The following is an 11,586-nucleotide window of genomic DNA, read 5'->3' as shown; positions in this document are numbered from 1 at the left end:
CACGATGGACGAACGGGTGGCCGCGGCCGCGGGGGCGACGGCGGAGCTGGGGGAGTGGGTCTCCCGGCTGGACGTCGCGGACGTGCCGGCCGCGGTGCTGGACCGGCTCTCCCTCGTCCTGCTCGACGTGGTGGGCGTGACCGCCCTCGGTGCCGGGCTGGACGAGCAGGCCGCGCTGCGGGCCGCCTGGCGGCCCCCGGCCGGGCCGGCGCCGCTGATCGGCGCGGGCCGGCTGGTCTCCACCGACGCCGCCGCCTGGCTGGGCGCGACGGCGCTGGTCGCGCTGGAACTGGACGAGGGCAACAAGTACGCCAAGGGCCATCCGGCGGCGCACGGGTTCCCGGCGGTGCTCGCGCTGGCGTGCGAGCTCGACAGCACCGGCGCCGATACGGCCGCCGCGCTGCTCGCCGCCTACGAGGTCGCGGCGCGGTTCGGGCAGGCGACGGCGCAGGCCCCCGGCGCCCACCCGCACGGTAGCTGGGGCGTGCCCGGCGCCGCCGCCGGCTGCGCCCGGCTGCTCGGGCTCGGCGCCGGGGCGACCGCCGCGGCGATCGACACCGGGGCCGGGCTGCCGGTCGCCGGGCACTTCGGGTCGGCCACCGGCGGCAACCCGGTGCGCGACGCCTGGATGGGGGCCTCCAACCTGTCCGGGCTGGTCGCGGCCCGGATGGCGGCGGCGGGCCTGGCCCGCAACACCGGCACCGCCGCGCTGTCGCTCGGCACCCTGCTCGGCCGGTTCGACCCCGCCGGGCTGACCGCGGGCCTCGGCGAGCGGTGGGACGTCACCCGCGGCTACTTCAAGCGGCACGCGTCCTGCTCGTTCACCCACCCGGCCGCCGACGCCGTCCTCGCGCTCCGCGCCGAGCTCGCCCCGTCCCGGACCGGGCGGATCGAGCGGATCACGGTCGAGACCCACGCGCTCGGCGCCGGGCTGGCGGCCACCGGATGGGACAACCGGCTGTCGGCGATGTTCTCCACGCCGTTCGTGGTCGCCACCGCCCTGCTCACCGGCGAGGTCGGCCCCGCCTCGTCCGGCGCGGAGCGCCTCGGCGATCCCGCCGTGCGCGCCCTCGCCCGCCGCGTCCGGCTCACCGCCGCGGGCGACCTGACCGGACGCCTGCCCGCCGAGCGCGCCGCCCGCGTCACCGTCGAGTTCGACGACGGCGCCGCGCCGGTCACCCGCGAGGTGCCGAACCCCGTCGGCGACGCCGACCACCATCCGCTGGACGAGCGCGCCGTGGTCGCGATGCTGAAGGGCTGGCTGCCCGGCCGCGCCGGGCTCGTCGACCGCGCGGTCGAGCTGTCCCGAGACCTGCCCGCACTCCCGCACGTCGGCGATCCGCTGCGCGGGCTCGCCGGCACCGGGGACGGAACCGAGAAGAAGGAGGAGCCGAGCTGATGCGTGCCCTGGCGGTGACGCCCATCCACCTGCCCGCCGAGGAGATCCGGCGGCGGCAGGCCCGCTACGACCGGCTGGCGCCGCCCGGCCTGCGGATCGAGCTGCGCGACGTCGGCCCCGCCGCCCCCCTGGCGCTGGAGAGCGAGGACTCCGTCCGCGCCTCCGAGCGCGAGGTGGCCGCCACGCTGGACGCCGCCGGCGACGGCTTCGACCTGGCCTTCCCCGACTGCGTGCTCGACCCGGCCGTACCCGCCGGCCCCGCCGCCGGGCCCGCGCGGGCCGTCCCGGTGAACGGGCTGCTCAAGCTCAGTGCCATGCACCTGGCCGCCAAGGGTGTCCGGTTCGGCGCGGTCGTCCGTAACGAGGCCATCGGCGCCGAGCTCGGCCGCCGGCTGGACGCCTACGGGCTGGCCCCCCACGTGGCCGGGATCGCGGTGATGGAGCTGCCGTTCGACGCCATCGCCGACACGGCCGCGTGGAACGCCGCCCTCGTCGACGCCGTCGGCGAGCTGGCCGCGCGCGGCGCCGCCGCGGTGATCAACGGCTGCTCCGCCGTCGACGTCGAGGCCGGTCCGCTGCCCGCGCGGGTCATCGACCCGACCGCGCTCGCCCTGCGGCTGATGACCGTCGAGGACGAGGCCGACCAGGTGGGGAGGGCGGCATGACCGGGACCGTCCGGGACGCGATGGCCGGGCCCGCGCCGGCCGAGGACGGGCCCGACCTCGTCGTGGCCGGCGCCGGCGGCGGTCTCGCCGGGGCGCTGCGCGCCGCCGAGCAGGGGCTCAGCGTGGTGGTCGTCGAGGCCAGCGAGCACTTCCGCCGCGGCAACAACACCTCGATGTCCACCGCGATGTTCCCCGGTGCGGGGTCCCGCTGGCAGGCCGAGGCGGGCGTCGGCGACTCCGCCGAACGGTTCGTCGACGACATCATGGCCAAGACCGGGGGCCGGGCCGACCCGCGCCTCGCCCGCACCCTCGCCGGGGTGAGCGCCCCGCTGGTGGAGTGGCTGGCCGACTCGGTGGAGCTGCCGCTGTCGCTGGTCACCGACTTCAACTACCCCGGCCACGCGGTGCCGCGCTGCCACTCGGTGCCCGGCCGGCACGGCTCCAGCGTGCTCGACCACCTGGTCCGCCGGGTCCGCGAGCACCCGCTGATCGACCTGCTCGTCCCGGCGCGGCTGGTGGACGTGGCGACCGGGCCGGACGGCGCGGTGCGCGCCGCCGTCGTCCGCTACCCCGACGGCGGCGAGGAGGAGATCCCCACCCGCGCGGTGCTGCTGGCCACCAACGGCTTCGGCGCCGACCGCGAGCTGGTCGGACGGCACCTCCCCGAGATCGCCGGCGCGCTCTACCAGGGCGGCGACCAGTCGCTCGGCGACGCGCTGCGCATCGGCGAGCGGCTCGGCGCCGCCACCGGCTTCCTGGACGCCTACCAGGGCCACGGCGCCATCGCCGCCAACGCGGGCACGCTGGTCGGCTGGGCGACGATCATCCACGGCGCGGTCCTGGTCGACCTCGGCGGGCGCCGCTTCGGCGACGAGACCCGGGGCTACTCCGAGTACGCCGCCGAGCTCGCCGCCCGTCCCGGCGGCACCGGCTGGATCGTGCTGGACGAGGTGATCTTCGAGCAGTGCCAGCCGTTCCAGGACTTCCGCGACACCGTCGAGTCGGGCGTCCTGGTCTGGGCCGACGACGCGGCCGGACTGGCCGAGGCCACCGGCCTGCCCGCCGCCGCGCTCGCCGCCGAGCTGGCCGACGCCGCGGCGGTGGCGCGCGGCGAGCGCCCCGACGAGCACGGCCGCGCCAACTGGGAGCGCCCGCTCTCCGGACGGTACGCCGCGGTCCGCGTGCTGCCCGCCCTGTTCCACACCCAGGGCGGTCTCATGGTCGACGAGCACGCCGCCGTCGTCGACCCCGGAGACCGCCGCATCCCCGGGCTGTACGCGGCCGGCGGCGCCGCGGCCGGCGTGTCCGGCCACGGCGCCGCCGGCTACCTGCCCGGCAACGGGCTGCTGCCCGCCTTCGGGCTCGCCTACCTGGCCGCCGACGACGTGGCCCGCCGCGCCGCCGGGCGCGCCGGGCCGGCCGCGCCGGCCCCAGTTCACTAACCCCATTTCGCACGCGGAGGAGAGAGACCGATGGCGACAACCGAGCTGCTGATCAAGAACGTGCGGGTGGTCCGGCCCGACGACGCGGAGGGGACCGAGCCGGCCCTCACCGACATCGCGGTCAACGACGGCACCATCACCCGCGTCGCGCCCGGCCTTCCAGGCGACGACGCCGCCACCGTGGTCGACGGCCGCGGCCTGCTCGCCTTCCCCGGCGTGGTGGACGCCCACCAGCACTGGGGCATCTACAACGAGCTGGCCGCCGACACCCGGACCGAGAGCCGCGCCAGCGCGCAGGGCGGCGTCACCGCGGCGCTGACCTATATGCGCACCGGCCAGTACTACCTCAACAAGGGCGGCCCCTACCGGGAGTTCTTCCCCGAGGTGCTCGCCGCCGCGCAGGGCAACGCCTACATCGACTACGCCTTCCACCTGGCGCCGATGATGGCCGAGCACATCGACGAGATCCCCTACCTGGTGCAGGAGCACGGGGTCACCTCGTTCAAGATCTTCATGTTCTACGGCAGCCACGGGCTGCACGGCCGCTCCACCAGCCAGAGCGACTTCCTGATGACGCCGCCGGACGAGCGCTACGACCTGGCGCACTTCGAGTTCGTGATGCGCGGCATCCAGAAGGCCCGCGAGGAGCTCGGCGACTACGCCGAGCACCTGTCGCTGTCGCTGCACTGCGAGACCGCCGAGATCATGACCGCCTACACCAAGCTGGTGGAGCGCGACGGCTCGCTGTCCGGGCTGCGCGCCTACAGCGCCTCGCGCCCGCCGCACTCGGAGGGCCTCGCCGTCACCATCGCCTCCTACCTGGCGCACGAGACCGGGCTGCCCAACATCAACCTGCTGCACCTGTCGTCGGAGAAGGCACTGGACGCGGCGCTGACCATGGGCCGCGCGTTCCCGCACATCGACTTCCGCCGCGAGGTCACGGTCGGGCACCTGCTCGCCGACGTCGACACCGCGCACGGCCTCGGCGGCAAGGTCAACCCGCCGCTGCGCGACCGCGACGACGTCGAGGCGCTGTGGCGGCACGTGCTCGCCGGCGACGTCGACTGGGTGGTCAGCGACCACGCCTGCTGCAAGGACGAGATGAAGTTCGGCTCCGACCGCGACGACATCTTCCTCGCCAAGTCCGGCTTCGGCGGCGCCGAGTACCTGCTGCCCGGCCTGGTCGGCGAGGGGACCAAGCGCGGCCTGTCGCTCCAGCGCGCCGCGCAGCTCACCTCGTGGAACCCCGCCAAGCGGTACGGGCTGCTCAACAAGGGCACCATCGCCGAGGGCTACGACGCCGACATCGCGCTGGTCGACCCGGACGCGTCCTGGACGGTGCGCGCGGCCGACTCCGAGTCCACGCAGGAGTACACCCCGTTCGAGGGCTTCGCGATGTCGGCCAAGGTGACCGACACCTTCGTCCGCGGCAACCACGTGTACGCCGACGGCCGGATCACCGGCGACCCCGTCGGCCGGTACCTGCACCGCGGTCGCTGAACCGCGGGATCCCCGTCACCGCCTTCTCTAGGATCTCCACGTGACCAACCAGAGCACCCCCGTCCGCAGGCCCCCCCGAACGGTCGACAACGTCGGTACCGAGGCCGCCGCGCGGGTCGCCGACGTGCTGCTGCTGTTCGCCGGGGGACCGCAGTACCTCGGCGTGAGCGCGATCAGCCGGGAGCTCGGCCTGTCCAAGGCCGTGGTCTACCGGATCCTCCAGTCGCTGGTGTCGCGCGAGATCCTGGAGACCGACGCCGACACGGCGGGGTACCGGCTCGGCCCCGCCGCGGTCGCGCTCGGGGTGAGCGCGCTGCGCCGCTTCGACGCCCGCAACGCGGCGGCGCCGGTGCTGCGCAGGCTGCGCGACGAGACCGGCGAGACGACCACGCTGTCGGGTCTGGTCGGCGACGAGCGGGTCTACCTGGACCAGTACGTCAGCCCGCACGAGATCAAGATGACGGTCGAGATTGGCCGGCGGTTCCCGCTGCACGCCGGCTCCTCGGGCAAGGTGATCCTCGCCTCGCTGCCCGAGGAGCGGCGCGCCGCGGTGCTGGCCCGTCCGCTCGCCGCGCTCACCGGCCGGACGGTCACCGACGAGGAGACCCTCCGCCGGCAGCTCGCCGACGCCGCCCGCGAGGGCGTCGCGGTCTCGCTCGGCGAGCGGCAGGCCGACGCGGGCTCGGTCGCGGCCCCGCTGTTCGGCCCCGACGGCGAGGTGCACGGTTCGATCAGCGTGTGCGGTCCCCGCTACCGCTTCGCGCCGGACGTGGTCGAGCGCTACCGGGAGCTGGTGTGCGACGCCGCCGACGAGATCAGCCGCAACTGGACCTGGCTGCGCGAGTCGCGGCCCGCGCCCGTCCCGGAACCGCGCGGCCACTGACCCGTCCCGCGCCCGGAGAGGCCCCCCGGAGGGGTCCTCTCTCGGCGCGGGGTCAGCCGTACAGGCCGTTGAGCCAGTCCTGCCAGACACGCTGGTCCCGCTCCTGGTCGGCGTCCGGGCCGAACAGGTGGACGGTGAGGCCGACCGGCGCGCCGAAGGCGTTGCGGCCGAAGAACCGGTAGAGCGCGTCGCCGGTACGCAGCCCGATGAAGTTCTCGTTCCGGTAGTCGAGCACGGCGTCCGCCTCGCCGGCGCCGGGCAGCCCGACGCGCACCCGGGCCCCCTCGGAGGCGCCCTCCTCCAGCCCGAGCGCCCGCCCGACGGCGTCGAAGGCGCCCTTGGCCCGGGACGCCTCGGGCCCGTGGGCCTCGGCGAACGCCGCGGCCCGGCCCGGGAAGTGCTCGAGGTATTGCCGCAGGGTGTGCAGGTAGAAGTCGGTGTGCTGGTCCGCTCCGTCGAACTGGTCGTCCCAGTCGTCGACGAAGACGCCGCTGTGCACGTAGCGCACCCAGGACCCGCCGCCCTCGCGCGGCTCGATCAGGTGGTCGAGCTGGTTGAGCGTCTGGCCGTCGGCGCCCTCGGCGTCCTCGACCCGGCCGGTCAGCCGGTGCGGCGGGTCCCACGCGGTCACCGTGCCGCCGAACGGCGCGGCGCCGCCCTCGCGGGGCTCGTACTCCATCGGCCAGAGCCAGCCGGCGGTCCCGGTGGTGACGGCGGCCCAGACCCGCTCGGGTGACGCGGCCACCTCGAACTCCCGGACGATCTCGAATTCGCTGCCCATGGTTCCGCCTCTCGGTGGTGGTGCTCCGATGATGTGCTCAGTTCTCGATCGCGTGCGGTGGGACCGCGCCCACCCCGTCCTTGACCTTGGGGTGGACGGCGATCACGACGCGGTGGTCGCGCCCGCCCCCGCCGGACGGGTCGTGGTACTTGCGGACCAGCCCGCCGACGGTCTCGGTGAGCTCCCCGATGAACGCGGCGCGGTCCGCCGCCGAGGCGAAGCGCACTTCGCCGTCCAGCGCGTACGTGGCCAGCCGCTTGCGGGCCCGCGCCGCGCCCGTGACCAGCGTCCCGACGTCGCGCACCAGGCGGGCGGCGAGGGCGAGCAGCCAGCGCGCCGACACCGCGTCCCGGTACCGGTCGGGGTCGGGTTGCAGCGCGGCGAGGGCGAGCGGGGAGATGACGTAGGACGCCGCGGTGGCCCGCACGAGCCGTTCGGTCATGTTGCCCTTGCGGCGTTCGCCGACCAGCTCGACCAGGCCGTGCCGTTCCAGCGCCCTGAGGTGGTAGTTCACCTTCTGCCGGGGCAGCCCGGTCCGCGCGGCCAGCATGGCGGCCGAGGCCGGTTCGGTCAGCTCCGCGAGCAGCCGGCCGCGGACCGGGTCCAGCGTGGCCGCCGCCGCCGCGGGGTCCTCGATCACCGTCACGTCGAACATGGGCCCATGGTGGCGACCGACAACTTTATTTGTCAAGACAGTGATTGTTGTCGGTGCCGGGACGAGGCGGGCCGGACCGGGGTGCCCGCCGGGCGCGGGGCTCAGCCGTTCGCGTGCGAGGCCAGGTCCCGGGGCAGCCTCTCCAGCAGCCCGCGCAGGTCGTCGGCGTGGTCCTCCTCGTCGGCCAGCAGCTCCTCGAAGACCCGCCGGGTGGTCGGGTCGCCCTCGCCCAGCCACTGGATGATCTCGGTGTAGGACGACACCGCGACCCGCTCCGCGATCAGGTCCTCCTTGATCATCTCGACCAGGTCCAGGCTTTTGTCGTAGGTGGTGTGCGACCGCCCGGCCAGCACCTCGGGGTCGAAGTCGGGCTCCCCGCCGAGCTGCACGATCCGGTTGGCGAGCTTGTCGGCGTGCTCGGCCTCGTCGGCGGCGTGCTCCTTGAACTCGGCGACCACCCCCTCGGAGTAGATCCCGGTCGCGGTGTACTGGTGCCGCTTGTAGCGCAGCACGCACACCAGCTCGGTCGCGAGCGCCTCGTTGCAGATCTGGATCACACGCTCGAGGTCCGCGCCGTACGCCTCGGTCACCGGCCCCTTGCCGATCTCCTCCCGGGCGCGGGCGCGCAGGGTCTTCAGATCGCTCAGAAACTCGGCCATGTGCGGGGTCCCCTCCGTCGTCGCGGGTCCGGCCGCCGTTCGGCGCCCCCGTGGATGATCACCTCGGCGGCGGCGCCGCAAAGCCATCCGGAGACCAAGAACGCGCCAACCGCCGGCCCGTCCGCCGACCCGCGCAGCTCGTCCGGACCGACCGGACCGACCGGACCGACCGGATCAAGGTGCCGATCTCGGCCGCCGCTGCCCGCGACCTCCCCCGGGACCCCGCCGGGACGGTCCTGAGTCAGCCGATGCGCCGGCCCTGCTGGGATGATGAGTCCCGATATGTCACCTGAGCCGACCACGACCTCCGCCGCCACCGCGCCCACGACCGGACGCACGGGCACGGCCCCCGCCGCGGTCGCGCCGCCCGCGCCGCCCAGCGCCAAGGGCCGCGCGGCCCGCGCCTCCTTCGAGAAGCGCCGCCAAGCCTTCGCCGACCCGTCCCCCCGACCCTGAGCGCACGCGTCGCTCACCCCCTGAAAGGCACCGCCGGAAATGTCGCAAGAAGGACCGCGTAAGCACCCGGTCGACGAGATGCTCCCCGTCCCGAGGCTGGCGCTGTACGGGTTCCAGCACGTCCTGGCGTTCTACGCCGGCGCGGTGGTCGTCCCCATCCTGGTCGCGGGCGCGATCGGGCTGTCGACCGAACAGCTCGTCTACCTGATCAACGCCGACCTGTTCACCTGCGGGATCGCCTCCATCATCCAGTCGCTCGGCTTCTGGAAGATCGGGATCCGGCTGCCGATCGTGCAGGGCGTGACGTTCACCGCGGTCGCCCCGATGATCGCGATCGGGCAGGGCGCCGAGAACGGCACCGCCGGCCTGCTCGCCATCTACGGCGCGACCATCACCGCGGGCGTGCTGACGTTCCTCGCGGCCCCGTTCCTCGGCCGGCTGCTCCGGTTCTTCCCGCCCCTGGTCACCGGCACCGTGCTGACCATCATGGGCCTGATCCTGCTGCCGAACGCGCTGAACGACGCCGCGGGCGGCGCCGCCGCCAAGACCGTGACCAAGGACTTCGGGAGCTGGAAGCACCTGATGTACGCGGGCGGCACCCTGCTGTTCATCCTCGTCCTGTACCGGCTGCGCCGCCCGTTCCTCAGCAGCGTCGCCGTCCTGCTCGGCCTCGTCGGCGGCACCGCCGTGTCCTTCGTCCTCGGCGACACCGGGTTCGACCAGGTGGGGAAGTCGGACTGGATCGGCGTCACCACCCCCTTCCACTACGGCGCCCCGACCTTCCAGATCGGCGCGATCCTGGCGATGCTGCTGGTCATGATGGTCACCGTCGTGGAGACCGTGGGCGACTCCAAGGCCACCGGCGAGATCGTCGGCAAGGACGTGGACGGTGCCGACATCACCCGCGCCCTGCGCGCCGACGGCCTCTCGACCTTCCTCGGCGGCTCGCTGAACGCCTTCCCCTACACCTGCTTCGCGCAGAACGTCGGGCTGGTGCGGCTCACCGGCGTGCGCAGCCGCTTCGTCGTCGTCGCGGCCGGCGCCTTCATGATCGTGCTCGGGCTGTTCCCCAAGGCCGGCGCCTACGTCGCCTCGATTCCGAGCGACGTCCTCGGCGGCGCGGCCGTCGCGATGTTCGGCATGGTCGCGGTCGTCGGCGTGCAGACCCTCGCCAAGGTCGACCTCCGCCAGGAGCGCAACGCCCTCGTGGTCGGCGTCAGCATCGCCCTGGCCATGCTCCCGAACGCCGTCCCCGAGTTCGGCGCGAACATGCCCCGCGACGTAGCCGCGATCCTCAACAGCGGCATCACCCTGGGCAGCCTCAGCGCCATCGTGCTGAACCTGCTCTTCAACGTCCTCACCCGCACACCCCAGCCGTCCGGCGAGGAGGAGACCCCGCCGGCCGAACCGGTCACCGCCACCTGACCCCGGCACCCGTCCGGGACGTCCGCCGCTCACGCGAGGGGCGGACGCCCCGGGCGATGCCGGCAGGTCAACCACTCGGCCCCGGATCAGGCCCCCACTTTGCGGCCCCGTCTGCCCAGACCGCGTGGGACGGTCACGCCCACAGCTCCGCGACCCTGTCCGCGGCCCTCAGCCCCTGCGCCCTGCCCGCGACGGCGGACGGCGTCCGCGTCGACGGCGCCAGCGGGTCATCGCCGAAACGCGGACAGCGACGCCTCGTCCGGAGTGATCACCTCCACTCGTCCGCCCGCCGAGGCCAGCCGCGCGACGTCCTCCTCCAGCCCGGGATCCACCATCGGGGCGAGCACCAGCACCCGCGCGCACCCCGCGGCCAGGTCGAGGTTGGTACTCGTCCGCACCCCGCCGTCCACGTACCGGACGCCGTCGATGGACACCGGCGGCCAGACCCCGGGCACCGCGCAGCTCGCCGAGACCACGTCCACCAGCGGCACGCCCGACTCGCGGTCGAAGACCCGGGGTTCGCCCGTCTCCGCGCTCACCCCGACGATCAGCAGCCTCAGGTCGGGCCAGGCGTGCACCGCAACCGCGCCTCGATCACGGCCCGCCGCGCCGCCTCCGGGACGGTCTCGGCCTCCAGGGCGAACGCCCCAAGGCGCCGGCGCAGCTCCTCGGGACCGTCCGACTCGGCCGTGAGCCGCATCCACGTCTCCAGGACCTCTGCCGGCGGGGTGCCGTCCGGGACGAGCTCCTCGTTCTGCAACGCCGGATCGGCCTGCCGCTCGAACAGCTCGTTCAGCGGAAGCCCGCTGCCGACCTGCGCGGCGACCGTCGATCCCGCCGAAGTGCCGAGGAGGAGGTCCGCGCCGGTCACGTCCGTGCCGCCCGCGGCCAGCCCGGCGAGCACCCCCGTCTCCCACGCGATCCCCGCGACCCCGCCGCCGCCCAGCACCAGCGCACGCTCATTCGTCATCGGTGCTTCCACCCTTGAGATCCAACGTTCGATCAGGCCGACCACCGTACGCGGCCGGGATGCGGGCCTCCCGCCTGAGGCGGCGGCTCAAGCGGTCCACTGATGCCCAGTGAGGCCAAGGGAGTTCAGCGGGCTCATAGGAGGATCCAGAGTGGATCGCCCACCCGGTCACGGGTCGGCCGGTCCTGCGCGCGGGCGACGAGCCAGGGCACCCAGGACACTGGAGGCCCGTCAGCGCAAGAACGGGCAGGACGGGTAATGACCGGCCTCACTGGGATCGTCGGCCGCGACGTACGCCACCAGCGCCGCGGACAGGACGAGCACCCCAGCGGGCAAGGCCACGCGGCGCGCCGCGTCTGGGAAGACACCCGTCACTGACCCGTAGTGCCTCCGAGGCTTCGAACCGGTCCGGTCAACGGAGTAGACGCACCGTCGCCGCACCCGGTTCGAGGTTCCCGCCGGCACGCCGTGGAGCGCCGATTTGACGTCTCGGCGCTGAGCGCATAGCTTACGTCCTCGTCCCCAGATGACACGGACGTCGTGACGACGGCCGGATCCCGGGACGACCACCACTTGATTCACAGGACACGGCTCCGCCGTGCCCTTGATTCTGTGGTGGGTCGGAAAAGGCCGATTTTGACAATCGCGCCGGATCTGATGAAATAGCACCACCGCCCGGAAGGCGCCGCGAAAGCGGAACCGGAAAGGCGGAATCAGGAAAGACCGGCCGAATTGACAAGCCGGAAGGACC

12 protein-coding genes are annotated in these 11,586 nt (G+C 74.0%); 7 read left to right on the top strand and 5 right to left on the bottom strand.

What is annotated here, in order from left to right:
• Window positions 1-4 precede the first annotated feature (4 nt).
• From QP090_RS18000 to QP090_RS17980, 5 genes are read left to right on the top strand one after another with little or no spacing between them, the layout of a single operon-like run.
• Window positions 5-1,399 (top strand): MmgE/PrpD family protein, encoded by a 1,395-nt coding sequence (locus QP090_RS18000; protein ID WP_285940129.1) that lies wholly within the window; start codon window positions 5-7, stop codon window positions 1,397-1,399.
• A complete protein-coding gene (locus QP090_RS17995; protein WP_285940128.1) occupies window positions 1,399-2,064 on the top strand; it encodes an aspartate/glutamate racemase family protein in 666 nt (221 codons plus the stop codon). The genes QP090_RS18000 and QP090_RS17995 overlap by 1 nt, the downstream gene beginning before the upstream one ends.
• Entirely contained in the window at window positions 2,061-3,506 is a 1,446-nt protein-coding gene (locus tag QP090_RS17990) for an FAD-dependent oxidoreductase (protein WP_285940127.1), read from the top strand. Before QP090_RS17995 ends, QP090_RS17990 begins: the two co-directional genes overlap by 4 nt.
• 30 nt (window positions 3,507-3,536) lie before the next feature.
• Window positions 3,537-5,006, top strand: coding sequence for a dihydroorotase (locus tag QP090_RS17985; RefSeq protein WP_285940126.1), 1,470 nt, complete (start codon window positions 3,537-3,539; stop codon window positions 5,004-5,006).
• 40 nt (window positions 5,007-5,046) lie between these two features.
• Entirely contained in the window at window positions 5,047-5,889 is an 843-nt protein-coding gene (locus QP090_RS17980) for an IclR family transcriptional regulator (protein ID WP_285940125.1), read from the top strand.
• A gap of 52 nt (window positions 5,890-5,941) precedes the next feature.
• Here the strand turns inward: QP090_RS17980 and QP090_RS17975 are convergent, their stop codons facing one another.
• The 3 genes from QP090_RS17975 to QP090_RS17965 all read right to left on the bottom strand — a co-directional run bounded on the left by QP090_RS17975 (window position 5,942) and on the right by QP090_RS17965 (window position 7,984).
• Window positions 5,942-6,670 (bottom strand): SRPBCC family protein, encoded by a 729-nt coding sequence (locus tag QP090_RS17975; protein WP_285940124.1) that lies wholly within the window; start codon window positions 6,668-6,670, stop codon window positions 5,942-5,944.
• Between the two features lie 37 nt (window positions 6,671-6,707).
• Entirely contained in the window at window positions 6,708-7,325 is a 618-nt protein-coding gene (locus QP090_RS17970; protein ID WP_285940123.1) for an ArsR/SmtB family transcription factor, read from the bottom strand.
• Window positions 7,326-7,426: 101 nt separating this feature from the next.
• Entirely contained in the window at window positions 7,427-7,984 is a 558-nt protein-coding gene (locus QP090_RS17965; RefSeq protein WP_285940122.1) for a ferritin-like domain-containing protein, read from the bottom strand.
• 282 nt (window positions 7,985-8,266) lie between these two features.
• Here QP090_RS17965 and QP090_RS17960 point away from each other — a divergent pair, with 282 nt between their 5' ends.
• Together QP090_RS17960 and QP090_RS17955 are read left to right on the top strand one after the other, a co-directional pair.
• Window positions 8,267-8,440: a hypothetical protein gene (locus tag QP090_RS17960; protein ID WP_285940121.1), complete on the top strand. Its 174-nt coding sequence runs from the start codon at window positions 8,267-8,269 to the stop codon at window positions 8,438-8,440.
• Window positions 8,441-8,479: 39 nt separating this feature from the next.
• Window positions 8,480-9,865 carry a nucleobase:cation symporter-2 family protein gene (locus tag QP090_RS17955; RefSeq protein WP_285940120.1) on the top strand — a complete coding sequence of 462 codons (1,386 nt, stop codon included), beginning with the start codon at window positions 8,480-8,482 and terminating at the stop codon, window positions 9,863-9,865.
• Window positions 9,866-10,092: 227 nt separating this feature from the next.
• On the opposite strand, the gene QP090_RS17950 is transcribed toward QP090_RS17955, so the two are convergent.
• Together QP090_RS17950 and QP090_RS17945 are read right to left on the bottom strand one after the other, a co-directional pair.
• Window positions 10,093-10,443 carry a patatin-like phospholipase family protein gene (locus tag QP090_RS17950; RefSeq protein ID WP_285940119.1) on the bottom strand — a complete coding sequence of 117 codons (351 nt, stop codon included), beginning with the start codon at window positions 10,441-10,443 and terminating at the stop codon, window positions 10,093-10,095.
• Window positions 10,422-10,835: a patatin-like phospholipase family protein gene (locus QP090_RS17945; RefSeq protein ID WP_285940118.1), complete on the bottom strand. Its 414-nt coding sequence runs from the start codon at window positions 10,833-10,835 to the stop codon at window positions 10,422-10,424. The genes QP090_RS17950 and QP090_RS17945 overlap by 22 nt, the downstream gene beginning before the upstream one ends.
• Between the last annotated feature and the right edge of the window lie 751 nt (window positions 10,836-11,586).

The organism is Actinomadura xylanilytica, from assembly GCF_030283145.1.
GTDB lineage: Bacteria > Actinomycetota > Actinomycetes > Streptosporangiales > Streptosporangiaceae > Spirillospora > Spirillospora xylanilytica.
Note: the sequence above shows the minus strand (reverse complement) of the source record. Positions and strands in the feature narration are given on the sequence as shown.